Origin of the sequence: Pedobacter sp. FW305-3-2-15-E-R2A2 (genome assembly GCF_038446955.1) — a bacterium.
In the GTDB taxonomy this organism is placed as follows: domain Bacteria; phylum Bacteroidota; class Bacteroidia; order Sphingobacteriales; family Sphingobacteriaceae; genus Pedobacter.
Genome location: NZ_CP151803.1, coordinates 5,280,925 through 5,307,429 on the forward strand (window position 1 = coordinate 5,280,925; position 26,505 = coordinate 5,307,429).

Annotated in this window: 31 protein-coding genes and 1 tRNA gene; 17 read left to right on the top strand and 15 right to left on the bottom strand. The window is 38.8% G+C overall.

Annotated elements, in window-relative coordinates; all coding sequences use genetic code 11:
* The first annotated feature begins 22 nt into the window (after nucleotides 1-22).
* The 3 genes from AAFF35_RS21305 (at nucleotide 23) to AAFF35_RS21315 (ending at nucleotide 2,611) form a co-directional block, all read left to right on the top strand.
* A complete protein-coding gene (locus AAFF35_RS21305; protein WP_342328556.1) occupies nucleotides 23-1,168 on the top strand; it encodes an NAD(P)/FAD-dependent oxidoreductase in 1,146 nt (381 codons plus the stop codon).
* A 107-nt stretch (nucleotides 1,169-1,275) separates the two neighbouring features.
* The gene (gene bla, locus AAFF35_RS21310; RefSeq protein WP_342328557.1) at nucleotides 1,276-2,145 is read left to right on the top strand and encodes a subclass B3 metallo-beta-lactamase; all 870 of its coding nucleotides are present in this window, start codon (nucleotides 1,276-1,278) and stop codon (nucleotides 2,143-2,145) included.
* A gap of 52 nt (nucleotides 2,146-2,197) precedes the next feature.
* Nucleotides 2,198-2,611 carry a hypothetical protein gene (locus AAFF35_RS21315; protein WP_342328558.1) on the top strand — a complete coding sequence of 138 codons (414 nt, stop codon included), beginning with the start codon at nucleotides 2,198-2,200 and terminating at the stop codon, nucleotides 2,609-2,611.
* A gap of 66 nt (nucleotides 2,612-2,677) precedes the next feature.
* Here AAFF35_RS21315 and AAFF35_RS21320 read toward each other — a convergent pair whose 3' ends face one another.
* Both AAFF35_RS21320 and AAFF35_RS21325 read right to left on the bottom strand, forming a co-directional pair.
* A complete protein-coding gene (locus AAFF35_RS21320; protein WP_342328559.1) occupies nucleotides 2,678-3,382 on the bottom strand; it encodes a S41 family peptidase in 705 nt (234 codons plus the stop codon).
* Nucleotides 3,363-4,079 carry a hypothetical protein gene (locus AAFF35_RS21325; protein WP_342328560.1) on the bottom strand — a complete coding sequence of 239 codons (717 nt, stop codon included), beginning with the start codon at nucleotides 4,077-4,079 and terminating at the stop codon, nucleotides 3,363-3,365. The genes AAFF35_RS21320 and AAFF35_RS21325 overlap by 20 nt, the downstream gene beginning before the upstream one ends.
* Nucleotides 4,080-4,526: 447 nt before the next feature.
* Here AAFF35_RS21325 and AAFF35_RS21330 point away from each other — a divergent pair, with 447 nt between their 5' ends.
* Nucleotides 4,527-5,417: a heparin lyase I family protein gene (locus AAFF35_RS21330; protein WP_342328561.1), complete on the top strand. Its 891-nt coding sequence runs from the start codon at nucleotides 4,527-4,529 to the stop codon at nucleotides 5,415-5,417.
* Nucleotides 5,418-5,766: 349 nt separating this feature from the next.
* On the opposite strand, the gene AAFF35_RS21335 is transcribed toward AAFF35_RS21330, so the two are convergent.
* Nucleotides 5,767-6,240 carry a DinB family protein gene (locus tag AAFF35_RS21335; RefSeq protein WP_342328562.1) on the bottom strand — a complete coding sequence of 158 codons (474 nt, stop codon included), beginning with the start codon at nucleotides 6,238-6,240 and terminating at the stop codon, nucleotides 5,767-5,769.
* Between the two features lie 465 nt (nucleotides 6,241-6,705).
* On the opposite strand from AAFF35_RS21335, the gene AAFF35_RS21340 reads away from it, so the two are divergent.
* Entirely contained in the window at nucleotides 6,706-7,629 is a 924-nt protein-coding gene (locus AAFF35_RS21340; RefSeq protein WP_342328563.1) for an AraC family transcriptional regulator, read from the top strand.
* A 209-nt stretch (nucleotides 7,630-7,838) separates the two neighbouring features.
* Here AAFF35_RS21340 and AAFF35_RS21345 read toward each other — a convergent pair whose 3' ends face one another.
* The 3 genes from AAFF35_RS21345 to AAFF35_RS21355 are packed head-to-tail and all read right to left on the bottom strand — an operon-like array spanning nucleotide 7,839 to nucleotide 9,380.
* Nucleotides 7,839-8,597 carry a glucose 1-dehydrogenase gene (locus tag AAFF35_RS21345; RefSeq protein WP_342328564.1) on the bottom strand — a complete coding sequence of 253 codons (759 nt, stop codon included), beginning with the start codon at nucleotides 8,595-8,597 and terminating at the stop codon, nucleotides 7,839-7,841.
* 29 nt (nucleotides 8,598-8,626) lie between these two features.
* Nucleotides 8,627-8,758 (bottom strand): SDR family oxidoreductase, encoded by a 132-nt coding sequence (locus AAFF35_RS21350; protein ID WP_342328565.1) that lies wholly within the window; start codon nucleotides 8,756-8,758, stop codon nucleotides 8,627-8,629.
* A 1-nt stretch (nucleotide 8,759) separates the two neighbouring features.
* A complete protein-coding gene (locus AAFF35_RS21355; RefSeq protein ID WP_342328566.1) occupies nucleotides 8,760-9,380 on the bottom strand; it encodes an SDR family NAD(P)-dependent oxidoreductase in 621 nt (206 codons plus the stop codon).
* A gap of 103 nt (nucleotides 9,381-9,483) precedes the next feature.
* Here AAFF35_RS21355 and AAFF35_RS21360 point away from each other — a divergent pair, with 103 nt between their 5' ends.
* Together AAFF35_RS21360 and AAFF35_RS21365 are read left to right on the top strand one after the other, a co-directional pair.
* Nucleotides 9,484-9,840 carry a helix-turn-helix domain-containing protein gene (locus AAFF35_RS21360; protein ID WP_342328567.1) on the top strand — a complete coding sequence of 119 codons (357 nt, stop codon included), beginning with the start codon at nucleotides 9,484-9,486 and terminating at the stop codon, nucleotides 9,838-9,840.
* A 76-nt stretch (nucleotides 9,841-9,916) separates the two neighbouring features.
* Complete coding sequence (locus AAFF35_RS21365) at nucleotides 9,917-11,152, top strand: IS256 family transposase (protein ID WP_342328568.1); 1,236 nt, start codon at nucleotides 9,917-9,919, stop codon at nucleotides 11,150-11,152.
* 63 nt (nucleotides 11,153-11,215) lie between these two features.
* Here the strand turns inward: AAFF35_RS21365 and AAFF35_RS21370 are convergent, their stop codons facing one another.
* From AAFF35_RS21370 to AAFF35_RS21385, 4 genes are all read right to left on the bottom strand, one after another.
* Nucleotides 11,216-11,548, bottom strand: coding sequence for a hypothetical protein (locus AAFF35_RS21370; protein ID WP_342328569.1), 333 nt, complete (start codon nucleotides 11,546-11,548; stop codon nucleotides 11,216-11,218).
* Nucleotides 11,549-11,629: 81 nt separating this feature from the next.
* Nucleotides 11,630-11,869, bottom strand: coding sequence for a hypothetical protein (locus AAFF35_RS21375; protein WP_342328570.1), 240 nt, complete (start codon nucleotides 11,867-11,869; stop codon nucleotides 11,630-11,632).
* Between the two features lie 76 nt (nucleotides 11,870-11,945).
* On the bottom strand, nucleotides 11,946-12,137 hold the full coding sequence (locus AAFF35_RS21380) for a hypothetical protein (RefSeq protein ID WP_342328571.1): 192 nt from the start codon (nucleotides 12,135-12,137) through the stop codon (nucleotides 11,946-11,948).
* A 143-nt stretch (nucleotides 12,138-12,280) separates the two neighbouring features.
* Nucleotides 12,281-12,451: a hypothetical protein gene (locus AAFF35_RS21385; RefSeq protein ID WP_342328572.1), complete on the bottom strand. Its 171-nt coding sequence runs from the start codon at nucleotides 12,449-12,451 to the stop codon at nucleotides 12,281-12,283.
* Nucleotides 12,452-12,842: 391 nt separating this feature from the next.
* Here AAFF35_RS21385 and AAFF35_RS21390 point away from each other — a divergent pair, with 391 nt between their 5' ends.
* The 3 genes from AAFF35_RS21390 (at nucleotide 12,843) to AAFF35_RS21400 (ending at nucleotide 14,312) form a co-directional block, all read left to right on the top strand.
* The gene (locus tag AAFF35_RS21390) at nucleotides 12,843-13,061 is read left to right on the top strand and encodes a helix-turn-helix transcriptional regulator (protein ID WP_342328573.1); all 219 of its coding nucleotides are present in this window, start codon (nucleotides 12,843-12,845) and stop codon (nucleotides 13,059-13,061) included.
* Complete coding sequence (locus tag AAFF35_RS21395; RefSeq protein ID WP_342328574.1) at nucleotides 13,061-13,393, top strand: HipA N-terminal domain-containing protein; 333 nt, start codon at nucleotides 13,061-13,063, stop codon at nucleotides 13,391-13,393. The genes AAFF35_RS21390 and AAFF35_RS21395 overlap by 1 nt, the downstream gene beginning before the upstream one ends.
* A gap of 61 nt (nucleotides 13,394-13,454) precedes the next feature.
* Nucleotides 13,455-14,312 carry a HipA domain-containing protein gene (locus AAFF35_RS21400; RefSeq protein ID WP_342328575.1) on the top strand — a complete coding sequence of 286 codons (858 nt, stop codon included), beginning with the start codon at nucleotides 13,455-13,457 and terminating at the stop codon, nucleotides 14,310-14,312.
* A gap of 384 nt (nucleotides 14,313-14,696) precedes the next feature.
* Here AAFF35_RS21400 and AAFF35_RS21405 read toward each other — a convergent pair whose 3' ends face one another.
* From AAFF35_RS21405 to AAFF35_RS21420, 4 genes are all read right to left on the bottom strand, one after another.
* Nucleotides 14,697-15,812: an alpha/beta hydrolase-fold protein gene (locus AAFF35_RS21405; RefSeq protein ID WP_342328576.1), complete on the bottom strand. Its 1,116-nt coding sequence runs from the start codon at nucleotides 15,810-15,812 to the stop codon at nucleotides 14,697-14,699.
* A 15-nt stretch (nucleotides 15,813-15,827) separates the two neighbouring features.
* Entirely contained in the window at nucleotides 15,828-17,099 is a 1,272-nt protein-coding gene (locus AAFF35_RS21410; protein ID WP_342328577.1) for an MFS transporter, read from the bottom strand.
* A gap of 202 nt (nucleotides 17,100-17,301) precedes the next feature.
* On the bottom strand, nucleotides 17,302-18,216 hold the full coding sequence (locus AAFF35_RS21415; protein ID WP_342328578.1) for an AraC family transcriptional regulator: 915 nt from the start codon (nucleotides 18,214-18,216) through the stop codon (nucleotides 17,302-17,304).
* Between the two features lie 504 nt (nucleotides 18,217-18,720).
* A tRNA-Ile gene (locus AAFF35_RS21420) sits at nucleotides 18,721-18,794 on the bottom strand.
* A gap of 67 nt (nucleotides 18,795-18,861) precedes the next feature.
* On the opposite strand from AAFF35_RS21420, the gene AAFF35_RS21425 reads away from it, so the two are divergent.
* From AAFF35_RS21425 to AAFF35_RS21435, 3 genes are all read left to right on the top strand, one after another.
* Entirely contained in the window at nucleotides 18,862-19,497 is a 636-nt protein-coding gene (locus AAFF35_RS21425; RefSeq protein WP_342328580.1) for an HAD family phosphatase, read from the top strand.
* 50 nt (nucleotides 19,498-19,547) lie between these two features.
* On the top strand, nucleotides 19,548-19,865 hold the full coding sequence (locus AAFF35_RS21430; protein WP_342328581.1) for a DUF962 domain-containing protein: 318 nt from the start codon (nucleotides 19,548-19,550) through the stop codon (nucleotides 19,863-19,865).
* 100 nt (nucleotides 19,866-19,965) lie between these two features.
* Complete coding sequence (locus AAFF35_RS21435) at nucleotides 19,966-21,474, top strand: catalase (RefSeq protein ID WP_342328582.1); 1,509 nt, start codon at nucleotides 19,966-19,968, stop codon at nucleotides 21,472-21,474.
* 52 nt (nucleotides 21,475-21,526) lie between these two features.
* On the opposite strand, the gene AAFF35_RS21440 is transcribed toward AAFF35_RS21435, so the two are convergent.
* The gene (locus tag AAFF35_RS21440; RefSeq protein ID WP_342328583.1) at nucleotides 21,527-22,711 is read right to left on the bottom strand and encodes a proline dehydrogenase family protein; all 1,185 of its coding nucleotides are present in this window, start codon (nucleotides 22,709-22,711) and stop codon (nucleotides 21,527-21,529) included.
* Nucleotides 22,712-22,808: 97 nt separating this feature from the next.
* Between AAFF35_RS21440 and AAFF35_RS21445 the strand changes: the two genes are divergently transcribed.
* The 4 genes from AAFF35_RS21445 to AAFF35_RS21460 all read left to right on the top strand — a co-directional run bounded on the left by AAFF35_RS21445 (nucleotide 22,809) and on the right by AAFF35_RS21460 (nucleotide 26,503).
* Complete coding sequence (locus tag AAFF35_RS21445) at nucleotides 22,809-23,015, top strand: RNA-binding S4 domain-containing protein (RefSeq protein ID WP_069382236.1); 207 nt, start codon at nucleotides 22,809-22,811, stop codon at nucleotides 23,013-23,015.
* The gene (gene aroB / locus AAFF35_RS21450) at nucleotides 23,015-24,079 is read left to right on the top strand and encodes a 3-dehydroquinate synthase (protein ID WP_342328584.1); all 1,065 of its coding nucleotides are present in this window, start codon (nucleotides 23,015-23,017) and stop codon (nucleotides 24,077-24,079) included. Before AAFF35_RS21445 ends, aroB begins: the two co-directional genes overlap by 1 nt.
* Before the next feature lie 400 nt (nucleotides 24,080-24,479).
* Nucleotides 24,480-25,316: a prephenate dehydratase gene (locus AAFF35_RS21455; RefSeq protein ID WP_342328585.1), complete on the top strand. Its 837-nt coding sequence runs from the start codon at nucleotides 24,480-24,482 to the stop codon at nucleotides 25,314-25,316.
* A gap of 47 nt (nucleotides 25,317-25,363) precedes the next feature.
* A complete protein-coding gene (locus tag AAFF35_RS21460) occupies nucleotides 25,364-26,503 on the top strand; it encodes a chorismate mutase (protein WP_342328586.1) in 1,140 nt (379 codons plus the stop codon).
* The last annotated feature ends 2 nt before the right edge of the window (nucleotides 26,504-26,505 follow it).

Here is a 26,505-nt window from a genome sequence, read left to right on the forward strand (position 1 = left end):
ATTAACAGGTCGTATTTCCCTGATGAAAGCAACAATAAATAAAGAAGTTGATATCGCGATTATCGGCGGTGGCGTGGCGGGTTGTACCGCCGCCATCGCTCTCGCCGGATCGTATAACGTGGTCTTGATCGATCAGACAGACAGCCCTCCCAAACGGATTGGTGAATGTCTGCCTCCGGCAACACGGCGTATTCTAAAGCAACTTGATTTGTTGGAGGGGCTAGACAGCCCCCTTCTATCCAGCAACGAAAGTCAGCACCTCAAACATATCGGTACGCAATCCTATTGGGGTAACGAACGGGCCCATATCGTAGATCTTTTGCGTAATCCCGATGGATTTGGATGGCATTTGGATCGCCAGGCATTTGAAATGTATTTACGGGAAACGGCTTTGAAACGAGGCGTGAATTGCTTTTGGCCCGCCAAATTACAAAGTACTCATTTTGAAAATGATCGCTGGTCTATCACAGCTCTGGCAAAAAATGAGGCGTCAAATGATACGCCTTACCACTTCAAGGCGAAATTTGTAATCGATGCAAGTGGCAGACAGTCGCACTTTGCAAGAAAAATTGGAATTGGGCGCCAGCAATACGATAAATTAATTAGCTGTTGGCTTACACTTCCCAATCAGGAAAGCAATAAAATGAGTACCATTTCGGCAAGCGAAATCGGGTGGTGGTACAGCTCGCCTTTGCCCCGAAACCAAAGAATTCTGGCCTTACAAACTGACCCTGACCTGATAGATCGAAATGTCCTGAAAGACGTGGATCAGTTTCTCCGGTTAGCACAAAGCAATCGGGAAATGGCGAATCTCATTCCCGGAGATTATAGCGAAATTGGCTTTCATCAAACCGTAGCTGCCAATTCTACCCGCCTTAACCAGGTTGCCGGCCAACAATGGGTAGCACTCGGCGATGCTGCAATGAGTTTTGATCCCCTGTCCTCACAAGGTATGTTTAATGCGATGGCTAGTGCAGTCCAGTTAACAGCATTGATGATCAAATCTGATCCAATGGCGCTCTTGAAACCTGAAAGCTTAAAAGAAATCCAAATGAGCTATACGCATCAGCTCAATCGGATCTGGGAACATTACGCTCAACATAAAAGAATGTATTACCGCGAAGAAATGCGTTGGAAAGATGCTGCCTTTTGGAAAAGGCGACATTAAAAAAACAACATTCCAGATCCATACATATGGTAAAATGCATGGTAAATTTTAGAAGTATTTCCTATATATTAGCTGTAATTACGCCATATCAACTGTAATTATTTCCTATGCTTAGACATCACTTTAATATCATTACCGCTATCTTGTTTTTGCTTTTCAGCTCTTTTCTGGCCACAGCCCAACTGGTAGAAGAACCAAAAGACACACCGGCAGAATGGTCTAAACCTTATCCCCCTTTTCGCATTGCCGGCAACTTGTATTATGTGGGTACAGATGACTTGGCCTGCTATCTCATTGTCACTCCAAAGGGTAATATTCTCATCAATACCGGGCTGGCTTCTTCTCTGCCATTGATTAAAGCAAATGTGGAAACATTGGGTTTTAAGTTTAATGACATCAAGATATTACTCACTACACAAGCTCATTATGACCATATGGGCGCTATGTCTGCGATAAAAAAAGCAACCGGAGCGAAGCTTATGGTCAATAAAAAGGATGCAGCTGTTGCAGCAGACGGGGGTAGTTCAGATTACGCATTAGGTGGTCATGGGGCGACCTTTGAGCCCATTAAAACTGATCGTTTATTGCACAATGGTGATGTCATAAAATTAGGCGACATGCAACTCGTGATGCTCCATCACCCAGGCCATACGAAAGGCTCCTCTAGTTTCCTGTTTGATGTCAAAGACGGAGATCGGAAGTATAAGGTCTTAATTGCCAACATGCCTACAATCGTTACGGAGAAGAAGTTCTCTGAAGTGCTGACCTACCCTGATATTGCCAAAGACTATGCGTATACAATAGCTGCTATGAAAAAACTGACCTTCGATATCTGGCTTTCTTCTCATTCCAGTCAGTTTGGACTTCATAGCAAGAATAAACCTGGTAGTGTTTATAATCCAACTGCTTTTATGGACAGAATAGGATATGACGAAGCCATTCGTGATTTGGAAATTCAATTTTTCAAAAAAGACTGATGTTCGGCCTGGTATCTCTACATGGCAAACTCATAACTTTAATGAGTATAATATGACACCACAAAAAAGTAAACTAATCTTTCTTCTCCCGGTTTTAATTTTAACATTAAATGAATTGATCAGGACTTTTTTAAGACCAATTTACGGACAAAAAAAATATGGGTTTCTTAGTGAGGTATTAGGATGGCTTCCAAATTTCCTTGCATCTTTAAGTTTTATGTCAATTGCAATAGTGACAATTATTATCATGCAAGGCTCATCTGACAAACCTATTTCAAGGAAACATAAAATACTATTCTTATTTGCATCTAGCGCTATCGGTTTAACAGGTTTTCTTTTACACGAAATGTCCCAAAAAGGAACAGGGCTTACATTTGACGTAGGTGACATTTACGCTACGATAGCAGGAATATTTTTAGGAGCCGCTTTGTTCTATTTCATGCTTTTAAATAAGAAAGAAGAATAAAGCCATCGCCTTTTATTCCAAATTTAATAGCAATGGACTTCATTATGCTCAGACTTTATCGCAAATTTACATTGGCTGTAATCTTGATTTAAGTTCTTCAATGGCCTTAATATAAACAGAATCTTCATTCTTCAGTAGATCCCTAAGAGTGTATTCCGCTTTTACATCAGGCTTAATACCCTTTCCAACAAATTCAGTACCGTCAGGAAAAGTTACTTTTTTCGTACAGATCCATGCTTCACCACCATTTGGCAGGTTTACCGTTAAAGGTTGACCTGTACTTCCATTGGTAAACTCTCCGATTCGTTTTATATGCGATTGATCATTGGTATATATCAAAAAGTCTTCAGCTGCAGATGCTGTATTTGATCCGGTCAGAATTACTGTTGGAATAATAATCTTTTCTACATTTTTAGCGATCTTGACAGGCAAAGATGGATATGTATGATATAAGTAACCTTGAGCTGATCTATAATACATCAGCGTTTCTTCCTTGTTTAAGCCCCAATCCTTTTTTCCCTCAAGTGTATCCTGGGCAGTTAAGAAACTACCCAATGCTCTATCGGTGGGAATAATCAGGCGACTTAGGTTTTTTGCCCCATAAATTAAGCTGTCTTTTATAAAATGCTGAGCAACCTTACGGGCCACAGCAGAACTCCCTCCTCCGTTATACCTAATATCTATAATTAGACCTGTGGCTTTTTTCAAGTCAGGCAGAACTTTTGAAAAATCGTCGTATATACTTGATTTCTCAAAAGAAAGAATTTTCACATAGTAGACCATTTTTAAGCCATTTGGAAGAGAATGTATCCACGGCAGGAAACTGAGGGTACAGGTCTTTGTTTTCAGTGGGTGCTAATACCAAATCTAAAGTTTCAGTTTTGCCCTTCGGAGTTTTGAACTCAATATGGTAAGCACTTCCTTTGGTATTTCTAAACAGGAGTTGTGCAGCCCTTTTGTCTTTCACATGTAGAGATGACACGGATAAGTATGGTTTTACCTTTTCGTTCATATATTGTTGCACCTCTTGACCATTGACTTTCAGTATTTCAGTTCCAATGGGTAGCATATCTTTACTCGTTGTAGAAACTCTTACAACAACGACTTTTCCCTCAATTAAATCCGTATAAAACTTAAAGTCGCCAAACTCGCTTTGTGTAAGCTGGCTTTGCAAATATTCAGGTAAATAAACCTGTGTATGTCCATCGTTTAATAAAGCTGAAAGTTTCTGCAACTCCAGATAATATTCGAAATCATTGAGGCTATCAACATTGGCCAATAACCTTTTATAATTCTCATTCCATTTCGCCCTATCGACTTTATTAAAATAGACAAAATTATAATTCACCTCCTGCCAGTAATTTGTTAAACCGTAAAGCTTATCTATTTTGGAAATCTGATTTAAATTTTGAGCGAAAGCATAGCTATTAAAAATCAATAATATAAATAGCAGGAGTAATTTTCTCATAATCTAAGCGTGTAGGTAAATATATATAATTAATTTCTAGTTACCAGAAACACCGGGTTGCAGCCATTTTAGAAAAGACTTTTTATCAAAAAGGGTTGTTTTCTGAGATACACTTTTGTATTTCTTCCCATTATTATTAAGTTAAATAGAATCGATTATATGATATGCGTTTAATCCTGGATTTAGCTAAAGCCCTGCTGCTTTCCTTTCATTAATTATTACAATACTCAAGCAAGTTTACAAAGCTTTAAAATGGCAAAGGCGATCTTGTCGATGCACTTAAATAGGAACAAATGCCATTTACGTTTAATAAAATACTTATATAATTGATTAAATAAATTTTAACTAATTATTGATAATTTAAAATTAAATCATAAAATTTATATTGTGTGATTGGCCGATTCACAAATTAACCATTTGTAAACCATAATTTTAAATTCATTCCTAATGAAAGTTAAATATTTAAGCCTATTGCTGACAGGACTTATTTTTAGTTCTTGTGAAAAAGGCATTCAAAATTCCGAAAACCGGGCATTTCAGCAGTTAACCACTAAAACCAAATCTGATATTTCCATCGCAGCAGTTGGTGTGACTTTAAATGCCGATGGCCCGGGAAATACCTATAGTTTAATCAATAGTGTATTGGGCGGAACCGCCTATGAAGTACCTGATTGCGGGCATGCCCAGAACCACATTAGTGAGGTTTTTGATGCTGTCCTCAACACCAATGTATTTGTATTTTCCGCACATGTTGCATTAGATGATGACAGATGTCAAGCCACCGATCGTCAGCGTACGGAAATTAAAACTTATGGCCCCTCTCCGGCGAACCTTAAAGCTTCTAATGGCGAAACCGTTACGTATCGCTGGAAATTTAAGATAGATGCCGGTTTTAAGGCTTCTTCCAGCTTTACCCATCTTCACCAGATCAAGGCTGGTGATGGTGATGATGCTGGCGCTCCTCTAATTACCATTACACCGCGCTATGGGGCTAATAATACGGACAAAATGGAGCTTATTCACGTCAACTCTTCAGGTACAAGCACTAAAGTTAAGATTGTTAACCTGGCACCTTTCAAAGGCAATTGGGTAGAAGTTGTAGAAACCATTAAGTTTGGTTCTTCCGGAACTTATAACATCGCGATCAATAAAGTAAGTGATGGGACAAGTTTGTTATCCTATAGCAGTTCTAATATAGATTTGTGGAGATCAGGTACAACTTTTTGCCGGCCAAAATGGGGAATTTACCGCAGTCTGAATAATCCTTCCCAATTGAGGGATGAAGACGTTCGTTTTGCTAATTTTTGCATTGCAGAAGGAAGCGCTACTTGCCCATAGTTTTGCCTATAGGAATACCAAAGCACCTGTCTTATTGCCTCAATACTAAAGATCATCTTTAATCAGATAAAATTTTCAGTAAACAATTGCTTATTAAAATTCGAAACAAAAAAACCGCTTTTCTGTAAAGAAAAGCGGTTTTTTAAGCTTGTCCCCCAACTGGGCATTTCTCGAACCATTTTCTATCTGATTTACGTTTTATCGCCGATTTGGCTAAAAAAATGTATAGACCTTGCTACGAGTAATCTTGTATATATGATATTACCCATTTCAGTTTGATAAGCTGTGTCCTTTGTAAGCATGGCAGTGGTTTGCCTGATTTTAGGATGTGAATCTTTACGGATGTATTTCATTCTTTGAGTAGCAGCTTCAAATACGTAAAAATCTTCCCACTGTGCTCCGCTTCGTGATAGTTAGCGGCTTGTAGTGCCTGAATATGATTTTTAACTTGAAATCCTATCGGTAACTCAAAGGGGGCATAGTTGACAAATAATCTGGATTCCAGATCTGATTCAAGGTGGTTAACTGTATCAATCAATAAATATTTCACCTCATTAACATCTGGAGTAATTTTCCAGGAACCTGGAGACGACCCAATTTTGAAGGATTCCATGAATTCTTTAGATATATACATTGGTAATCCGCTACGCATATACATATGCCTCTGTTGAGAAGTAATACAATGACCAATTTGCCAAATTATATTATTGTTGAAACCCTCTGGAATTTTAAATAATATTTCGTAATTACTCGTCTCCATTAATTGCAATAGCCTAGTTCTGCTAGCTCTTAAAATTTCACATTCGAAACGTTCATTAATCATTGAAGTTGGTCTAAGTTCTTGATAACAAAAGAAGCCGTAATATTCTCTAAAGTAAGCTTTTCACATTAAAGTTCAAACTGTACTCCTTTTAGGAATCTACGTGCAAAAATTATATGGACTGATTGTTTATGATACGCTTCACAAACCCGAGCAAGGCTGTTTTAAAGGCATACCGTTCTATAGTACTACCAATGAAGACCTAGGCGTTTAGAAGAAAATACCTAAGTGGCCTCGAATCATAAAATAACCTTTATACCACTATTAAGACTGATAAATTTTTCAACTAAAAAACAAACTCCTCTTTACAGGCTGTAAAGGGGGGCTGTTGATCTAACTGGGCGCTTCTCGAACCATTTCCTGTCTGATTTGCGTTTAATCGCAAATTTGTTTGATAAAACATAACACCAAACGATTGCTTTTGAAGTAAGAAGTCATGTATATTTGAATATTACATATTCCATTAGAATGGCAGGTTTTGATAAAGAGGTGCAGATAACCTATATCAGCAGCGTTAATAAGGCGTTGCAATTTATGGATGAAAATCTTGACACAAATTTGTCTCTGGAAACGGTTTCAAAAGTTGCCTGTTTTTCCCCGTTTCATTTTCACAGGATATTCAAAGCCATTACAAATGAGACGTTAAATTCTTACATCAATAGAAAGAGAATCGAAAAGGTAGCCTCTGTTTTAATACACAAACCAGAAGTAAGTATTACCGAGCTTTCACTTCTATTCGGTTTTAATAGTAATTCTTCTCTTACAAGAGCTTTTAAAAAATATTACAGTATAAGCCCATCTGAATTCCGTAAACAAAAAAGCAGCAGGTTTAGCAAGATCAGTCAAATTGAAAGCAAGAATGGACAAGAGCGGGTAGTCTTTGAGGAATACATTTGCAGCATTAATAATCTTAAAAATTGGATCGAAATGAATGCAAAAATTGAAATCAGGGAAATAGCTAATTTAGAATTGGCTTATGTGACAAGCATTGGAGAACAGGGAATTACTACAGCTTATGACACGTTAGTCAAATGGGCAACCCCATTGGAATTGTTAAAGAATCCCGACACAAAAATGGTCACTATTTATCACGATAGTTTTAAAACCACAAATCCCGAAAAAGTTAGACTAAGTGCTTGCATTACGCTAACTGCCCCCCTGAAGGTATCAGGAAATATTGGAAGAACCTCCATTGAAAAAGGAAAATTTATTGTTGGAAGTTTTGTAATCGGCTTAAATGAGTTTGAAAAATCCTGGAATAGCCTTTTTGTATGGATGGCCGAAAATGGATATAAAAAGGCTGATAGAGATCCTTTTGAGATATATCATAATGATTACAGAGTACATCCTGAGAAAAAATGTATTGTAGATTATTTTATACCGATTTTGTAATATAGCTCAATTAACAACCCGCTTATTCAGTGTTCTGCAACAGTGGACAAGATCCAAAGGGTTTCAAATCATAAAATAGCGTTTAAACCACTATTAAGGCCAATAAATATTCATCTACAAAAGCAAAACCCTCTTTACGGTCTGTAAAGAGGGTTTGTGGGGGCCAGATGGCATTTCTCGAACCATTTCCTACCTGATTTATGTTTAATTTAAAAACCATACATACCACCCGAAACGGAAATTTGCTCTCCCGTAATCCAGGCTGCATCATCTGAAGCAAGAAATACCGCAGCTTTCGCAATATCTTTGGGTTGACCTCTGCGGCCAAGCGGTGTATTGGCAATAAACATTTTTTCATACTCACTGCCAGAAGTAACGCCCGCACTAGCTGCGCCTTCTGTTTCCGTAGCACCGGGCAAAATAGAATTGATACGGATGTTTTTTGCACCCAGTTCTTTAGACAAAGAAATCGTTAGCGCATCTAATGCTGCTTTAGTTGCAGAATATAACGAGACTCCCGCCATAGGGGATTTGCTTGCACCCGAACTAATATTGATGATATTGCCACCCTTATCGTCAAACAGTTTCAAAGATGCCTGAATAGTAAGTACAGGCCCCAAAACATTGACGTTGAAATGCTGATGAAAAGCTTCTGCGGATGCCTGTTCAATAGGCAAAAATTGCTGAAAGACCGCGTTGTTTACCAAGATATCCAACGTACCGAAAGCCTTATTTGTTTCTTCAAACAGCCTGTTTACATCGGCTTCTTTCGATACATCGGCCTGCACTGCAATGGCTATACCTCCATTGTCGGTTATGGCTTTCACCACTTTATCTGCTCCTTCTTTGCTTGAAGCATAATTCACAACTACCTTTGCGCCTTCTGCCGCAAAGTGTTTGGCGATAGAAGCACCTATTCCTTTTGAAGCACCGGTAACTACCGCTACTTTGTTTTTTAATTTACTCATTCTATTAAAATTGATTTAAGGATTATTTTTTACTTAGACAAATAGGTCATACCACCATCAACCAAGATTTCGGCACCAAGAATAAACGAAGAATCATCAGAAGCTAAAAATACTGCTGCTTTACCAATGTCAGATGGCTGCCCAATCCTGCCTATCGGCATTTCACCTGCAAAGTGTTTTTTTTATAGCTTCAATTTGTTCTAAGGGAACAAACTTTTCAAATGCTGGTGTATCTGTTGTACCTGGTGTGATTACGTTTGCCCTGATTTTTCTGCCTAAAAGGTCGCTTGAAAATGCTTTAGCAAAAAAGATTACAGCCGCTTTTGCAGCACCATAAAGCGTAAAATTTGGATATGCCCGATGTGCTGCATTTGACCCGATAAGAATAATAGAACCACCATCATTCATATAAGGCAGTGCTTTATGAACAGTAAAGTAAACACTTTTCAGGTTCAAATCCATTGTCTTGTCGTAGTCGGCTTCGCCAATATCAGCCACGGTTCCTACAGCTCCACCACCTGCATTGGCTGCAATCACGTCTATTTTACCAAATTTTTCAGCTGTTTCCTTAAACACTCTTTCCAGATCGGCAAGGTTGGTTACATCGGCATTTATGGCTATAAAATTATCGCCAAGCTGAGCCACCGAACGATCTAAAGTTTCTTGGTTTCTGCCGACAATAGCTCCCACAGCACCTTCATTTTTAAATTCTTGGGCAATGCCAAACCCAATGCCACTATTACCACCTGTAATGACTGCTACTTTGTTTTTTAATCTACTCATTATTTTCTTTTTAAGATTGAGCGACAAAGGTAGATTACACAAGTTATCTTTAGTAACTTTGTACTGAATAATAACAGTAACACAGAGATAACTAAGTAACATTATGGGGTGTAAAATAGAAGAGTTTCAGCAGGAACAAAAGAAAAGAATGAGAGCCGTTCAAGATTCAATGGACGTGCTAAATGGGAAATGGAAGATTTCTATTATCTCATCTATTTGCTGTTACGGTAAAAGGCGATTTTCCGATATTTTGAATGATATAGAAGGGATTTCCAACAGGATGTTGAGCAAAGAATTAAAGGAGTTGGAAATAAACCAGTTGGTAAAACGAACCGTTTTAGATACACAACCTATAACGGTTCAGTATGAACTTACGGAACACGGCGATACGCTGCAAACCATCATCAGCAATCTTACGGATTGGGGAATTGTACACCGAAAAAAGATAGTCGGGAAATAATGTTCGTTCTTTTGTAGGTGAGGAGGGTGTTTCACAAACTGTGTCAATAGTGTAACTTTAAACTATCGACATAATTATGGCAACACAAGAAGACTTTGATTTCGAAAGCTTCAAAAAGGAAGCTATAGCTGGCTTATATGCCGGCAAGAAAATGACTGGCACGGATGGGGTACTAGCCCCGATGATGAAACACTTTCTGGAATCTATGATGACCGGAGAGCTGGAGCACCACATTTCAGAAAGTAAGCTAGCCGGTCAGTCCAACCGTAAGAACGGGAAAAGTAAGAAGACGGTTCGCAGCTTGAGCTCGGGAGAGTTTGAATTGGAAACCGGTCGGGACCGCCTGGGCACTTTTGACCCTAAGGTTGTCCCCAAACGCCAACTGATCATTACAGAAGAACTGGAAGGCAACATCCTCTCGATGTATGCAATGGGGATGAGTACGCGTGCTATGCGTGATTATATCCAGGAAATGTACGCCATGGATATTTCTGCAGCTGAGATCTCACGCATTACTGACAGCGTACTACCAGCCGTGCAGGAATGGCGCAACAGACCCTTAGAGGCAGTTTACCCCTTTGTCTTCCTGGATTGCATGTTCTTTAAGGTCAGGGTAAATGGTGTAGTGGAAACCCGTGCGATCTACAATATCCTGGGTGTGGATATTGAAGGCAAAAAAGATGTTTTGGGGCTTTATACGGCTGAAAACGAAGGCGCCAAATTCTGGCTTTCGGTACTCACTGATCTAAAAACGCGTGGTGTTGAAGATATCCTGATCGCCTGCATTGATGGACTAAAGGGCTTCCCTGAAGCTGTAGAGGCTGTCTTTCCAAAGACCAGGGTACAGCTTTGCATTGTTCACCAGATCCGCTGTTCTATGCGCTATGTTCCTGAGAAAGATAAAAAGGCAGTAATGGCCGATATGAAGCCAATCTATCAGGCGAATAATGAACAGCTGGGATATGAAAAATTGCTGGAGTTCGAAGAGAAATGGGGGACGAAATATCCCCTGAGTTGTAAGTCCTGGCTGGACAACTGGGTAAACCTTTCTGCATTCTTTGAATACGATCAAGGGATCCGTAAGATTATTTACACCACCAATCCGATTGAGGGCGTACACCGCCAAATCCGCAAAATCACCAAGACCAAGGGGGCTTTTTCTTCTGAGCAGGCACTGATGAAACTCATGTACCTGGTCATCAAAAACATCAGTAAGAAATGGACGATGCCAATCCATAATTGGGGACCGGCATTTTCACAACTTTATATTAAATTTGGTGACAGAATTCTTCAAGAGAATAAAGGATTCTGAGAGGCGTTAATTTTTGAAACTGACACAGTTCATGTTACACTCCCTAGGTGAGTTTTGTGACAGTTAGTTTTCTTCTTTCCATTCAATTGCCGGGTACATTTCTCCTGTTAATAAATAGTACCTTAATATTTCAAATCCATTTCGATTATTTACAAGCATATCTTCAGTGTAAACATCTTGTTGCCCATTAGAAAGAATAAATTCCTGAGTGTTTTCATTTTGTCCATTGGGATTCGATGTTGTAAACCCACTATCACCATCAAATCTAATATATATTGCTAATGAACTTATTTTGTTCATCAATAAAATTATTCCTGTTTCACCGTGTCCATTGATAAAATATTCAGAAAATTCCTCGTGCCTGTATTTGTCAAATACATTTTCTAAATCTTTCAATGTAAAAACACTGTATTCTTGTCTGTTTATAGTGACAAATATTTCAACCTTATTTTCAAAAATAGTTAGTTCATTTATTAATTATTTGACTTTACCCAAATTAATTAAAAACGTTTCAACATTTTGCTTTTCATTCTCATCATCCACAATACCACTTATAGAGATTGCTTTATCGGATGTGGAGACTACAGTTAAGTCACAAACAGCAAAATTCTTAGTAATCAATCCACTAATTTCTGTCACGTATCGATAATTATTTTGTACTTCAATATTTTTTTTCTTAATATTTTCTGATAATTGGTCAAAATCTTTTGTGTTCATCTTTTGCTATGTTGTTATATAATTGTCACCAACGAGTAGGATCTGGCGATGGTAGGGTATTTGAAGACCATCAGCCTTACCCGATATTACCTCTCAGCAATTTTGCTCTAGAATTTTCAATTTTTGAAAGATAAAAATCATTTTCAGTTATAAACATTGCTTTAATTTGCTTTAGCTGTCCGATAGATTTAAGTCCCAATAAATCTTCGTCATCGTCTAGTTCAGTCAAAAATTCTGTATCAGAATTTGCGTTTTCATTATAATCCACGGTTGTCCGAATTCCGTTTCAAAAAAATAAACACTCAATAATAAATTTCCGTTGTCAAGATACAACTTGTTACAATTGGATAGATATTTATGTTTAATCGCAGATTGTGTTGTTTCTATTTTATTTTTTAACACAGCTTTCCCCTACGTAGCCTTAGCATTCCCCTGCTGTTCATCCTCATCAATAAGATATCCAATTTGCCAATACATTTGTAATAAAATGGCATTGCTATTCTGATATGCTTTTTGCCTGGCATGAGTTACAATTTCAGTAATCTGCTTAAAAAGAATACTCGGTTTTTCTAGTTCTCCCATCTTAAAGTATTTTCACGTAGTCAAAATTACAGAGAATGACTTTAATAAACCCACATAGGAGATTGCTCTATAATCGAAACCAATATTAGACGCAAAAAAGCCGTTCTTCTTATCGAAAAACGGCTTTTTTAATTAGTGGCCCCAACTGGACGTTTCTCGAACCATTTCCTATCTGATTTAGGTTTAATCGCTGATTTAGCTGCCAATATCTTTTAAACAAAGGAAATGGGATATGATAGTATCATATCCTACTCTCTTTAACAACACATCTACTTAATAACACATAAAGTTATACCCGACAAGGTATAAAAGCTCAATTTACACATAAAATATACCCTATCGGGTACTATTTAAATTATTTTCATTAAATTAGTACCCTAAAGGGTATAAAATGACACCAATTATAACATTTATCAAAGAAAGAAGAAAAGCTTTAAAGCTTTCCCAAACCGATCTTGCATTTAAATCTGGTGTGGGTCTTCGCTTTGTTCGTGAATTGGAACAAGGAAAAACTACGCTTCGCTTAGATAAAGTTAATCAGGTACTAGCTCTTTTTGGTAAACAAGTAGGGATTACTGACCTTGATCACGTTGAAGAGGAGGAAAACTAATGATGAACAGAGCAAAGGTATATTATGATAAAACTCTGGCAGGTTATCTTGAAAAAACCGATTTTGGTTATCGCTTTTCATATGACAGCACCTACCTTAAACAACCGGAAGCTAAGCCGGTAAGTCTTACCTTACCAATTTCTAATGATCCTTATAACAGTAATATTCTATTCCCCTTTTTTGATGGACTGATCCCAGAAGGGTGGCTTTTAAATATTGCAAAGGAATATTGGAATTTTAAAAGCAATGATCGTTTTGAACTATTGGCTACGCTATGCAGGGACACTATTGGTGCTGTAACGGTTATCGGAGAGGAGGAGGGAAATGAATAAATGTCCATTTTGTTATCAATCACTTGATAAAGGAACATTCCATACCAAATGTTGTAAAAAAATGTTTGGAATAACTGAACTACCTGTGTTGACTTTAGATAAGGACCTGCTTAATGACCTTGCAAAAACAACGGTTAACAATAGAATTTCAGTAACTGGCGTACAGCCTAAGCTTTCGGTTGAACTTGAAGATGTAAAAGGAGCTGAAAAACGGCTTACTATTGTTGGACTATGGGGGAATTATATCTTAAAGCCACAGAATATTCACTATGAACAAATGCCAGAAGTAGAAGATCTGACTATGCACCTGGCAGAAATATTTAAACTGAATACCTGTCAGCACTGTTTGCTTAAAGCTTCTGATGGCCAGATGGTATATATTGCTAAAAGATTTGATAGAGAAAAAGGACAAAAAATACATATGGAGGATTTCTGTCAGATTGGAGAATTCCAGACAGAACAGAAATATAATAGTTCATACGAACGTTGCGGAAAACTGATAACTAAATATTGTACAAACTCTGGATTGGATTTGGTTAACTATTTCGAGCTGTTGGTATTTTCTTTCCTATCTGGGAATAATGATATGCATATGAAGAATTTTTCTGTACTCCATCGACAAGATCAGATCCTTCTTTCTCCAGCTTATGATCTAATCAACAGCAACTTGATTAATCCAAAAGATAAGGAAGATGTTGCGCTTAGCTTGAATGGTAAAAAGAAGAAGCTCAGTAGGAAGGATTTTGAAATGTTAGCTAGTGTCTTAAAGATTTCGGATAAAATGCTTAAAAGGATATTGGATAAGTATTGCAAAAATACAGATAAGGTATTCAAATTAATAGATCAGTCATTTCTTAGTAATGAATATAAAACCGATTATAAAAACATTTGGACTGAAAAACTCAATCGGTTAAAGTAATGATGCAAAAAAAGCCGTTCTTCTTATCGAAAAACGGCTTTTAATTTTGTGGACCCAACTGGGCGTTTCTCGAACCATTTCCTATCTGATTTAGGTTTAATCGCCGATTTATCAAAAATAATTGTATAGACCTTCCGACGAGTAATCTTGCATATAGTTATATAAAGGGAACTTAAAAGTGTATAATTTAAAAAAATTAAATTATCAAGTACTCATCATCAAAAACAAAAAAATGAATTTGATTAGTGAAATTGTAACCCTCCCATTTGTCGAACTGGCTTTACGCCAACGGGTTTAAATTAAGTCTTATTGCTATAAAATTCTTCTTCTTTCATGAAGTGATATAAGCATAAGTTTAAAATCGTTTACGTAGCTAAATCCTGACTAGGACTTGCTGTAAAATGCCCGCAGAAAGCTAAACCACGCAAGAACACCGCCAGTTAGGTGAGTTTCCAATGGAATGATTTCACTAGAAACTTGCATACCTGGCAACGGTTGTAATGAGGTTTGGGCAAGCAGCTCACTCGTCCCCCGCGCTGTAAGCCATTGGTAAGGACCTGGGGAGGATAATTCACGAGCGCCCAATGTCACATGCAGACGTCTGCCGGAAAAATCCATTTTGGAAGCTATAGCCTCGTCATAGAGTTTGAAGATATAGCTATCCTTGCCAACAATACCTGGGCTTCCCGCTCCAATATTTTTGAAGAGATTGGAACGCTTAAGGGCCACGTAAGACGTAAAAAGCCCTCCATAAGAGAACCCCCAAAGGCCTACGTCATTTTGATCGATTTGAAAGATTTGTGTTAAAAGGGGATGAAGTTCGTTTTCCAAAAAACTTAGATACTTATCACCAGCAGGCTTAGCAAACATTGCCCGATATACTTCACTCTCTTCCTGCGACATAATGCCTGTCTGAACGGTACCATCCAAAGTTTGATAAAAGATTTCTGGGACGACGTCTCCAGAAGGTACCAAATCCCTAACACGGAGCCAATCCCATCTGTGACTTTCTTCCTGGGAATAACCTATGGAAACCAAAATGAATGGCCGTAAGGTTGACATAACATCTCCATGGGTGGCGAGATGGAACGGTGCAGTCGAGGGAAAATATAGGTTTGCGTCTATTTGATAGACGATCGGAAATGATTCACTCTTTTGTTGGTCGTATCCAGCTGGTACAGTGACCCACGCAGAGAAACGGTTTCCAGCAATTCTGGAATCTATCTCGAAGTAACGGGTCTGTGGAAAAACCGTTTGGAATGAAGGTATAATTTCTTCTAGATTTACCCCTAGGGATGGTACATTTTTTTGCGTTGCCGCTTCTTCTTTAAAAATTGTTTTATTGTTTTCCATGGCATAAAATTTATGTGCGTGCAATATAAAAAAACTGCTTTTGCTCGAGATTTCTGAGAAACGCGTTTCAGTTACCGTCAGTTCTATCGTTTTTATGTTAATCCTTTGATTTAAAAGGCCTAAGCACCAAATATAGAAATCCATCATAGTTTACTCCACGTTTTAATGATGAGATACAACCGCTCTTCTAGTATCCTTACGGATAGCTTTGACCTTAACTAACAATGCGATAAAAACCCCGGCTAAAATCATTGAGATGCCTGCTGTGACGAATACACCAGAGATACCGGCATAATTAAATAGCAATCCGCCCATAGCTGCTCCCGCTGCAATGGCGCCTTGTACTGCTGCTACAACCATTCCTCCAGCACTTTCTGCCTCATCCGGAACTGCAGTGGACACCCACGTTGACCATGCAACTGGCACACCGCCGAAAGCCATTCCCCAGACGGCAATTAGCAATGCATGTCCAGTAAAAGAGGGTGGTAACAATACCAAGAACAATGCTACAACTCCAACCAAAATTGGCATAATTATTAATGTCCAGCGCAGACTGTATTCCATGAGCCATCCTGCCAGAAGCGTACCGGCAAAGTTCGCTGCTCCAAAGCCCAGCAACATCATGGCTATTCCATCAGCGCCAATTCTTATTGTATCCTCTAAAAAGGGACGGACGTAAGTAAAAAGGGAATAGTGGCCCATATGTGCCAGCACGCAGCCCAGCATTCCTACTATTATGCCCGGACGCAGCAGTACTTTAAGCACTGTTGTAGATTTGGCTGCCTGCTGTGAAGGCAGGTTTGGCAAAGTAAACCATTGAAAAACTAACGTCACTATACCAACTGCCGCCGCTGCATAAAAGGCACTGCGCCAGCCGAACAAGCCTCCCAAATAGCTACCCAGAGGCACAGAGACCACAGTTCCGACAGCTATGCCACTGAAGATTATCGATAAGGCACGTGGCACCAATTTCAAAGGTACAAGACGCATTGCTACTGCTGCTGCCATTGCCCAAAAGCCTCCAAGAGCAATTCCGAGCAAAGTACGCATCAATAAAAGCACGATTATGCTTGATGAGAAAGCAACAAAAAGATTAGAGACGATCATCAAAGCAGAAAAGCTGAGCAATACGATCCTTTTGTCTAAAGATCGTGTAAGTCCGGGTAGCAACAGTCCGGAAAATAATGCAGCTATCGCGGTCACAGTTACCGTCTGACCTGCTACCGCTTCTGAAAGCCCTAGTTCTGAAGCCATCGGTGTTAGCAGACTGGCAGGCAGGTACTCCGCTGTTAATAATCCAAAGACGCCCATTGTTAGCGAGAAAACCGCTGTCCATGCCGGAGAGATCGGTTGAGTATTATCCTTATTAAAAAGGCTGACATCTGATACCTTAGCACCAGTACTATTTTTTTTACATAGATTTTCACTTTCCATAAATACATTATTTTTATGAAGCAAAGCTCCATTTTATGGTTAGTTTAAAATTATGCTAATCAAACATATGATTATTAAATTGGTGTAAGATCGGACATTTATAGGAAATCTACGGTTAGACAGCCGTCTTTCTAATTATATGGTATGGGATATTATAACCGGAAGCAATAAGGAATGTAGTAAGATGATTTGATGTTTTCCTTTATAGTTTGGAAATAGGTGTACAGAGAGTTTTCCTGTACTTTAAAGGGGTTGTATTTGTTTGCTTCCTAAAAAAAATGATAAAATTGGCCGAATATTCAAAACCCAGGCTATAGGCAATTTCTGTTATATCCCAATTACTGAACTGTAATAACGCTTTTGCCTCGTTAGCAATTCTATTGGCAATCCATTCCGTGGTAGTTTTACCTGTGCTTTCTTTCAAAACTCTGTTCAGCGTATTGGTATGTATATTGAGCTGCAAAGCAAATTCTTTAGCTGTTTTGAGTTTCAAAGTTTGTGTAGGGGAGTCAACAGGAAACTGCAGTTCTAACAGTTCCAGGAACATAGTAGTGATACGCTCTGCTGAATTGACTGGCTGATAAAATGTATCTGCAGGTTGTATTTTCATTGCTTCATGCATAATGATCTGCACGTAGCTTCTTAATAATTCATATTTATGAGCGTATCCGGAACGGATCTCAAGGAACATGTTTTCAAAAATACCTTTTAATAACTCAATACTTTCTATTTTAGGAAAAAACAAATGATTGCCTCCTATCTTAAATAAAGGTGAATGTGAAAGACTCTCACTTTTAAGGCTTTGGTTTATGAAATCCTCAGTAAACAGACAGAAATAGCCGGCCTTATCGTTCGAAGTAGGCTCCCACGAGTAGGGAATTAAAGGGTTAAAGAAGGTAATGGATGGTTTATTAATCCTGATGACTTTATCAGCATAGCTTAATATTCCAGTACCTCTTGTGATCATAGATATTTTATAAAAATCCCTACGGTTGGGTGGCAGGGATGTACTATCACAAGAAAATTCTTCTCTGTTATACACGTTGAATTGTCTATTTTTAGGGTATTCCCATCCATGTCGGCTATGAAAATCGCTTATATTCTCTTTTCTTTTCATTTCACAAAATTATGAAATAAAAACATCCAGAAGTTTTTGTTTATTTGAGATTACAGGATAATGGTCACTCTAAGATTTATAATTGTAAAAATGAAGAAAGAACAGTTTTTTCACTTTTGCAGCAGGAATATCAGCGTAATCATTCCGGAAATTTATAGAGAAGTTGTGCGTATTCATTATAATAGACTTACTGACCTATTGATTGAGTAAATTTGCCTAATCTTTTCATTTTCCTTTTTAGATTCATCAGCACCCCTTTTATAAGGGTCGGTAATCTCTTTTTCGATTTTACCAATTTTTATAGGTTTATAAGAGATTCGTTCATATGAGCTATTTTATAAAAAAAAGAGTTGTTTTACACTTACTTTTCCGTAACAGCTTACGCGTAGTTCAACAATAATTCCTGCTGAACTTAACTTTCAGTACCGTTGTTATGTACTCAGCATTTGCTTACAAACACGGAAAAAGCCGTTTTTCTTTACAGAAAAACGGCTTTTTAAGCAGTGGGCCATGATGGGCTCGAACCATCGACCAAAAGATTATGAGTCTTCTACTCTAACCAGCTGAGCTAATGGCCCTGAAAAATCTTATTGATTTTGCGAGTGCAATGTTACATATTTGAAACGAATTTTGGAAACAGTTTTTATGAAAAAAATAAAAAATATCATTTTCGATTATGGTAACGTCATCTTCGAAATAGACTTTAAAAGGGCTCAAACAGCTCTAATACAACTTGGTATCACGAATATAGAAGATTTTTTTGCGCATAAAAGTCATCATGATATTTTCAATAATTTTGAGACCGCAGCCATTAGTCCTGCGGAATTTAGGGCCGGAATCCGGGAAGCATCCTCAAATAAAGAGATCACAGACGAACAAATTGATGCTGCATGGAACAGTTTATTGATCGGAGTTCCGCCAAATGTGCATGAAGTATTGTTAAAAGTAAAAGAAAAGTACCGTACCTTTTTGCTGAGCAATAACAATGAAATCCATTACAACTGGATCGTAGATTACCTGAAAAGGGAATTCGACATGCCTGATAACAGCAGTCTGTTTGAAAGGGCTTATTATTCCCAACAGATGTTTCTGAGAAAACCTCATGTAGAGATCTTTGAGCAGGTACTTGCTGAAAACAACCTCGACCCTGAAGAAACCTTATTTATAGACGATAGTCCGCAGCACCTGGTTGGTGCAAAACAAGCCGGTATGCAGACCTTATTAATGACTAAACATCCTAAAGATCTGGAAGAAGTATTAACCGAGCACCATATATTATAAGGCTTCGTTAAAATATCGTAAATTGCAGGCCTCAATAAAACTCAAATACGATGACGGAAAAAAAGTTCAAAACTCTGAAAGAATTCTATCCATTCTATTTAACAGAGCATAGAAATTTAACCAGTCGTGTGTTACATTTTATAGGAACAGGCCTGGTTGTCCTTTCTGTATTTACAGGAATCCTGTTTCATGAATGGCGTTTCATTTTAGCGACGCCATTCCTGGGATATGGTTTTGCCTGGGTAGGGCATTTCTTTTTTGAGAAGAACAAACCCGCTACTTTCCAGTATCCCCTCTTCAGCCTGGCCAGCGACTTCCTTTTGTTCTGGGACTTACTCACAGGAAATCAAAGCTTTAAGGCGAAGTAATTTTCCAACATAGAAAGACTCTATATCGATATAGATATTTGGTGTTTGATCTCAAAGACTATTACTCCTAGTTTTACATCAACACTTAAATCGTTTCGTTATGGAAAACAACAATATAAACAAGCGCAAACTTACGACTGCTTCCGGCAGACCTTATGCAGAACACGAAAACTCACAATCCGTAGGAAACAGAGGTCCATTATTACTTCAGGACTTTATTCTTCATGAGAAAATGGCCCACTTTAACCGGGAACGAATCCCTGAGCGTGTCGTCCATGCGAAAGGTACCGGAGCCTACGGTACATTCACTGTTACCCATGACATCACTAAATATACAAAAGCAAAGATCTTCGGTAAGATTGGCAATACCTGTAAAACATTTCTACGGTTTTCTACGGTAGGTGGAGAGAAAGGAAGTGCCGATTCTGAAAGAGATCCACGTGGCTTTGCCCTTAAATTTTATACAGAAGATGGCAACTGGGATCTTGTAGGAAACAATACCCCTGTTTTCTTTATAAAAGACCCTAAAAAATTCAGTGATTTTATTCATACGCAAAAAAGAGATCCAAGAACAAATCTGAAAAGCCCAACGATGATGTGGGATTTCTGGTCCTTAAATCCGGAAAGCTTACACCAGGTGGTGATTCTGATGTCAGATCGTGGTACTCCTTTTTCTTACCGTCATATGGATGGTTTTGGAAGCCATACTTATTCCTTCATCAATAGCGGGAATGAACGGGTATGGGTGAAATTCCATTTCAAGACTCAACAGGGAATTAAAAACTTTACCGGTCCGGAAGCAGATGCCATGCGTACTCAGGATATGGACCATTCACAGCGTGACCTTGTAGAGGCCATTGACCGTGGAGAATTCCCTAAATGGAAGGTAAAGATCCAGGTAATGACAGAAGCGGAGTCTAAAACCTTCAGATGGAATCCTTTTGACCTGACCAAAGTATGGCCACATGGAGAGTTTCCTTTGATCGATGTAGGGGTGCTGGAATTAAACCAGATCCCTAAGAATTATTTCGCCCATGTGGAACAAGCTGCATTTGCACCTTCCAATACCATAGACGGAATTGGCTATTCGCCCGATAAGATGCTTCAGGGACGTATATTATCCTATGCTGATGCACATCGCTACCGCCTGGGAGTAAACTACGAGCAGATCCCGGTAAACAGCTGCCCTTTCCTGGTGAACAATTACCATCGCGACGGACAGATGCGTATAGATGACAATGGCAACGACGATCCAAACTACTACCCTAACAGTTTCGGGGATGTCATTCCTGACGAAAGCTACAAAGAACCGGCCTGGGAACTGGATTCAAATGTTGCCGATTGGTACGATAGGAATGCAGGTCCTGGCGACAATGATCATTATACCCAACCAGGTGATCTTTACCGCAAGGTTTTGAGTCCTGAAGATAAGGTCAATCTGGTAAATAACATTGTCGGCGCAATGAGTGGCATCAGCGGCCCCAGAAGAGCACAAATTATCAATTTACAACTGTGTCATTTCTTCAGAGCAGACATTCAATTGGGAATGGCCATTGCCAAAGGACTGGGCGTTGACATAGACCAGGCCATGGTTAGCAAGCACAGCTAAGCAATTTACCACCTACAAAAAAGACCGGCCAGTTGGCCGGTCTTTTTTGTATTTATAATCTTCTGCGTTGCTTCTCTTTCATGATCAGGCCAAGCTCTCTGCTGGTTGCTCCTGCAATAGAAGTGTTTTCCTGTGCTCTTCTGAAAAGGTATGGCATTACCGCCTTAATCGGTCCATAAGGAACGTATTTAGCCACGTTATAACCTGCATCAGACAAGTTAAAGCTAAGGTTATCACTCATTCCCAGCAATTGGGCAAAATAAACATGAGGATGGTTATGGTCAATATTGTGCTTATCTAACAGTTCAGCCAATACACGACAGCTCTCTTCATTGTGTGTACCGCATACAATCGCAATTTCATTGATATGGGCCATACAGTAGTTTAAAGATTCGTTATAATCTATATCTGAAGCTTCTTTGGTTGGTTGAATCGGTGATAAGTAGCCCATTTCTTCAGCTCTTTTTCTCTCTTTCTCCATATAAGCTCCCCTTACCATTTTAACGCCAAGAATGTAACCAGAGGCTTTAGCGATCAGGTGATCTGCTTTTAAATCAGCCAGTTTATCATGACGGTACATCTGGTAAGTGTTGTAAACGATGATTCTTTCTTTATTAAACAGACGCATCATATCTACCGCCAGCTCATCAATCGTATCCTGAATCCAGGTTTCCTCTGCATCAACCATGATCGGTACATTTTTATCAAATGCCCTTCTGCAGATCTTTTCGCATCTGGCTTTTACTTTCGCAAATTCTGCTTGTTCTGCTGCTGTTAGCTCCTGTTTTGCATCCAATTTCTCCAATAGCCCAAAGCGCCCAATTCCCGTCACTTTAAATACGGTGATCGGAATACGCTGGTCTCCTGCAGCTCTTTCTATCGTTCTGATGATCTCTTCACAGGTGAAGTCGAATACAGACTCCTCTTCTTCTCCCTCTACTGAATAATCTAAAATAGTTCCCACGTTACCTTTTGCCAATTGCTGAATGGTATGCTCGCATTCGGCAATCGTCTCTCCCCCACAAAAATGTTTAAAAATCGTTGCCTTGATGATTGATTTTATAGGCATGCCTATATTCAGAAAAAAATTAGTGATTGGTGGGCCAACTTTTGTTAGAAAATTGCTGCTGATTACTTTAAAAAGCCAGTATCCTGCGTTTAGTTCCGAATTTGATTGGTTGCGAAAAGCGATTTCCGTGTTGTCAAAGTTCAAGGTTTTTTTGGGGAAAGTTTCCATTTAATTCTTATGGTTAGTCAAATTGCATGCAAAAGTATAAATTCCAAGGCTATCCATGGTAAAACACTTTATAAATAATTGTAAATTTGCTGGTATAATGATAGAATTCAAATTAGAAGGTGAATTTATTCCCCTTATTCAGTTGCTAAAGGCAACCTCATTGGTACAAAGTGGCGGCGAAGCACAAACAGTTGTTGAAGACGGCCTGGTAAAATACAATGGCAAAGTAGACTATCGCAAGAGATTGAAAGTGCGGGTGGGCGATGTAATTGATTTTATGGGACAGAAAATAACAGTAATTTAATGAACATAATAGAAAGTTCAGGCCATAGCATTCATTTTGAATCAGCACTTGCGCCATTAGCAGCGCTTATAGAAAATGGTAAATACAGCAAAGTATTTGTTTTTGTAGACCGGAATACCTCGGAATTTTGCCTTCCTTTTTTTCAGGAAATGCTGGATGACTTTACTGGTTTTGACCTGATTGAAACAGATCCGGGTGAAGAGAACAAAAACATTGACTTTTGTATTGGGATATGGAAAACCTTACTCGATTTTGAAGCAGACCGTAAATGTCTGATGATTAATTTGGGTGGAGGGGTCATTACAGACATGGGGGGCTTTATTGCTTCGACTTATAAACGTGGTATTGACTTCATTAACATTCCAACCACGCTTCTTTCTCAGGTTGATGCTTCCGTAGGGGGCAAAACTGGAATTGACATAGATAATGTAAAGAATATGGTGGGTACCTTTGCGCTTCCTCAGGCGGTATTTATCGAAACTTCTTTCCTGAAGACCTTACCTGAAAGAGAACTGCTTTCCGGCTTTGCCGAAATGATCAAACATGGTCTGATTGTAGATGGTGCTTATTACAATGTATTAAAGGCAGCTGACTATAAACAAATTGAACCCATCGCTGTGCATCGTTCTGTAGAAATCAAGAATGAGGTCGTGACTGAAGATCCTCAGGAAAAAGGGCGTCGGAAGATCCTGAATTTTGGCCATACGATCGGTCATGCGGTAGAAAGTTATGCTTTGATTAACGATAAAGCTCCTTTAACACATGGGGAAGCGATCGCGATAGGAATGATCTGTGAAGCTTATTTGTCGAGCACGAACAACACCCTGACAAAGGAGGAACTGGAAGACATTACGAAGTATATATTGAGTCTTTACCCTGCTTATCAGATCAAAACCAAGAGCTTTAAGGACCTTCTAGGCTTCATGCAAAGCGATAAAAAGAATGAACATGGACAAATTATGTTCTCTTTACTGAACAAAATCGGTGCTTGTGATTACAATTGTATCGTAACGGAGAAGGACATTCTGGAAAGTCTGAGCTATTACAATAATCAGGTTAAATAGTACATACAATAGATTTAGCAGCTAATTTTAGCAATGAGATTGAGCTCCTGAAATCTGCACAAGTAGCTAATGTTTTGTTGTACAGGGAATCACAGCTACCGGACAATAAATAATTTTTTTTATTAAAGTATTGACAAATTAAATTTTGTTAGTACATTTGGAAAAACGAAAAAGAAAAAACAATCGAATGAAAAACGTTACTACATATTGGTTTGGCTACTTTTACTACTTTAGTAAGAGCCGGGACTGATATGCAACAAAAATCATAAGATAAAAATGTATATAAAAAGTCCCGGCCTAAAGCCGGGACTTTTTTTTGTTTAATGCAAAAACCGAAACCCGCAGAAGTACAAAAAAGCCTTCTGCAAAACTCAAGACCACAGAAAACTCAGCAGCTAAAATGAAACAGAAAAAAACAAGAGTAGCGATTCAAGGTATTAAAGCGTCATTTCATGAAGAGGCCGCTTTCAAGTTCTTCGGAAAAGACATCGAAACCATAGAATGTAATTCTTTTAAACAGACTTGCGACAGTCTGGAGAAAAAGGAATGTGACTTTGTGATCATGGCTATTGAGAATTCTATTGCAGGCAGTCTTTTGCCCAACTACACTTTAATCCGGGAATACAATTTTGCAGTCGTAGGAGAAGTTTACCTGCCGATTCAGCTGCACCTGATGGCTTTACCGGGTGTCAAGTTTGAAGACATCAAATATGCCACCTCTCACCCTATCGCCATTCGCCAATGCGTAGACTTTTTCGATGATTTCCCACACATTCAGGTAATTGAAAGTAACGATACCGCAGCTTGTGCCAAACGCATTAAAGAAGAACAATTAACAGATACAGTGGCCATTGCAAACACATTGGCTGCAGAATTATACGGACTGAATATCATTGAAAGAAGAATTGAGTCCAACAAAAAGAATTACACCCGTTTCCTGGTGCTAAAACAAGACAAAACAGAAGATCTTAAAGAAATCAACAAAGCCTCTATCTGTTTTCAGGTAGGCAATCATGTAGGTGCGCTGTCAAAAGTGCTCAACATCTTCGCCGATCAGGATGTGAATTTAACAAAGATTCAAAGTATGCCTGTCCTGGGAAAAAGAAACGAATACTATTTCTATGTAGATATGGAATGGAGCAATATGGAACAATACGACAAAGCCATCCGCCAAACCTTAAAATACACGGTAAACTTTAACATTATGGGTGAGTACCTGAAAAATGATAAAGTATAAAAAATAAAACACCTTCATAAAACATACAAAAATTAAACCCCAAAAAAATGAAATTACAATTGAACATCCAGCCACTAAATACCTGGCTTAACATCAACAACGAGCCATTAATTATCTCAGGACCATGCAGTGCAGAAACTGAGGAGCAACTGTTAACTACAGCACATTTATTGGCTGCAACCGGAAAAGTATCGGTATTGAGAGCTGGTATCTGGAAGCCACGTACCCGTCCGGGAGAGTTTGAAGGTATTGGTAGCATCGGATTAGAGTGGTTGAAAAGAGCAAAAGCGGAAACAGGATTGCCTACTGCTGTTGAGGTTGCAAATGCGAAACACGTAGAGGAAGCTTTGGCTGCCGGTGTAGATATTTTATGGATTGGTGCACGTTCAACTGTAAACCCATTCACTGTTCAGGAGATTGCTGATGCCTTAAAAGGTGTTGACATCCCTGTATTAGTTAAAAATCCTGTAAATCCTGACCTTCAGTTATGGATTGGTGCATTAGAGCGTATCAATGGCGCAGGAATCACTAAACTAGGTGCCATTCACCGTGGTTTCTCTTCATTCGAGAAAAGTTCTTTCCGTAATGAGCCAATGTGGGAACTGGCCATCCAATTGAAAACGTTATGTCCTGACCTTCCGATCATCAACGATCCAAGTCATATCTGCGGTAACCGCGAACTGATTCCTTACATCTCTCAAAAAGCACTGGATTTAGACATGCAAGGTCTGATGATCGAGTCGCATGTTGACCCTTCAGTAGCCTGGACAGATGCTAAACAACAGGTAACGCCTGCTGCATTAAGCGAATTGGTAGATCGTTTAACCGTACGTGAACCGGAATCTCAAAACGAAGCTTTTGCAGATCAATTGGCTGATTTACGTAAGCAGATTGATAAAATTGACGATCAGTTGTTACAAAAACTAGGAGAACGTATGGCCATCGTAGGTAAAATCGGTGAGTTCAAACGCGACAACCAGGTAACGATCTTACAGGTAAACCGTTGGGATGCGATCATGAACAAAGGAATCTCATTTGCAAAAGCCTTAAAATTAGACTTAAATTTTACAGAGAAATTCTTAGAATTGGTTCACGGAGAATCTATCCGCAAACAAACAGAAATTATGAATGCCGGCAAAGCAGAAAAAGGCATTGCGGCAGAAACACATACAGAAGTTAAGTCTTAATA

Bases quoted from the DNA above. Each gene is read 5' to 3' on its own strand.
- AAFF35_RS21330 (WP_342328561.1), top strand. From the start codon at position 4,527: ATGAAAGTTAAATATTTAAGCCTATTGCTGACAGGACTTATTTTTAGT.
- AAFF35_RS21340 (WP_342328563.1), top strand. From the start codon at position 6,706: ATGGCAGGTTTTGATAAAGAGGTGCAGATAACCTATATCAGCAGCGTT.
- AAFF35_RS21375 (WP_342328570.1), bottom strand. From the start codon at position 11,869: ATGAACACAAAAGATTTTGACCAATTATCAGAAAATATTAAGAAAAAA.
- AAFF35_RS21335 (WP_342328562.1), bottom strand. From the start codon at position 6,240: ATGATTAATGAACGTTTCGAATGTGAAATTTTAAGAGCTAGCAGAACT.
- aroB (WP_342328584.1), top strand. From the start codon at position 23,015: ATGAACATAATAGAAAGTTCAGGCCATAGCATTCATTTTGAATCAGCA.
- AAFF35_RS21460 (WP_342328586.1), top strand. From the start codon at position 25,364: ATGAAATTACAATTGAACATCCAGCCACTAAATACCTGGCTTAACATC.
- AAFF35_RS21345 (WP_342328564.1), bottom strand. From the start codon at position 8,597: ATGAGTAAATTAAAAAACAAAGTAGCGGTAGTTACCGGTGCTTCAAAA.
- AAFF35_RS21445 (WP_069382236.1), top strand. From the start codon at position 22,809: ATGATAGAATTCAAATTAGAAGGTGAATTTATTCCCCTTATTCAGTTG.
- bla (WP_342328557.1), top strand. From the start codon at position 1,276: ATGCTTAGACATCACTTTAATATCATTACCGCTATCTTGTTTTTGCTT.
- AAFF35_RS21435 (WP_342328582.1), top strand. From the start codon at position 19,966: ATGGAAAACAACAATATAAACAAGCGCAAACTTACGACTGCTTCCGGC.
- AAFF35_RS21395 (WP_342328574.1), top strand. From the start codon at position 13,061: ATGATGAACAGAGCAAAGGTATATTATGATAAAACTCTGGCAGGTTAT.
- AAFF35_RS21385 (WP_342328572.1), bottom strand. From the start codon at position 12,451: ATGGGAGAACTAGAAAAACCGAGTATTCTTTTTAAGCAGATTACTGAA.
- AAFF35_RS21400 (WP_342328575.1), top strand. From the start codon at position 13,455: ATGTTTGGAATAACTGAACTACCTGTGTTGACTTTAGATAAGGACCTG.
- AAFF35_RS21325 (WP_342328560.1), bottom strand. From the start codon at position 4,079: ATGAGAAAATTACTCCTGCTATTTATATTATTGATTTTTAATAGCTAT.
- AAFF35_RS21405 (WP_342328576.1), bottom strand. From the start codon at position 15,812: ATGATGGATTTCTATATTTGGTGCTTAGGCCTTTTAAATCAAAGGATT.
- AAFF35_RS21315 (WP_342328558.1), top strand. From the start codon at position 2,198: ATGACACCACAAAAAAGTAAACTAATCTTTCTTCTCCCGGTTTTAATT.
- AAFF35_RS21455 (WP_342328585.1), top strand. From the start codon at position 24,480: ATGAAACAGAAAAAAACAAGAGTAGCGATTCAAGGTATTAAAGCGTCA.
- AAFF35_RS21440 (WP_342328583.1), bottom strand. From the start codon at position 22,711: ATGGAAACTTTCCCCAAAAAAACCTTGAACTTTGACAACACGGAAATC.
- AAFF35_RS21360 (WP_342328567.1), top strand. From the start codon at position 9,484: ATGGGGTGTAAAATAGAAGAGTTTCAGCAGGAACAAAAGAAAAGAATG.
- AAFF35_RS21355 (WP_342328566.1), bottom strand. From the start codon at position 9,380: ATGAGTAGATTAAAAAACAAAGTAGCAGTCATTACAGGTGGTAATAGT.
- AAFF35_RS21350 (WP_342328565.1), bottom strand. From the start codon at position 8,758: ATGCCGATAGGCAGGATTGGGCAGCCATCTGACATTGGTAAAGCAGCA.
- AAFF35_RS21390 (WP_342328573.1), top strand. From the start codon at position 12,843: ATGACACCAATTATAACATTTATCAAAGAAAGAAGAAAAGCTTTAAAG.
- AAFF35_RS21425 (WP_342328580.1), top strand. From the start codon at position 18,862: ATGAAAAAAATAAAAAATATCATTTTCGATTATGGTAACGTCATCTTC.
- AAFF35_RS21410 (WP_342328577.1), bottom strand. From the start codon at position 17,099: ATGGAAAGTGAAAATCTATGTAAAAAAAATAGTACTGGTGCTAAGGTA.
- AAFF35_RS21365 (WP_342328568.1), top strand. From the start codon at position 9,917: ATGGCAACACAAGAAGACTTTGATTTCGAAAGCTTCAAAAAGGAAGCT.
- AAFF35_RS21415 (WP_342328578.1), bottom strand. From the start codon at position 18,216: ATGAAAAGAAAAGAGAATATAAGCGATTTTCATAGCCGACATGGATGG.
- AAFF35_RS21430 (WP_342328581.1), top strand. From the start codon at position 19,548: ATGACGGAAAAAAAGTTCAAAACTCTGAAAGAATTCTATCCATTCTAT.
- AAFF35_RS21305 (WP_342328556.1), top strand. From the start codon at position 23: ATGAAAGCAACAATAAATAAAGAAGTTGATATCGCGATTATCGGCGGT.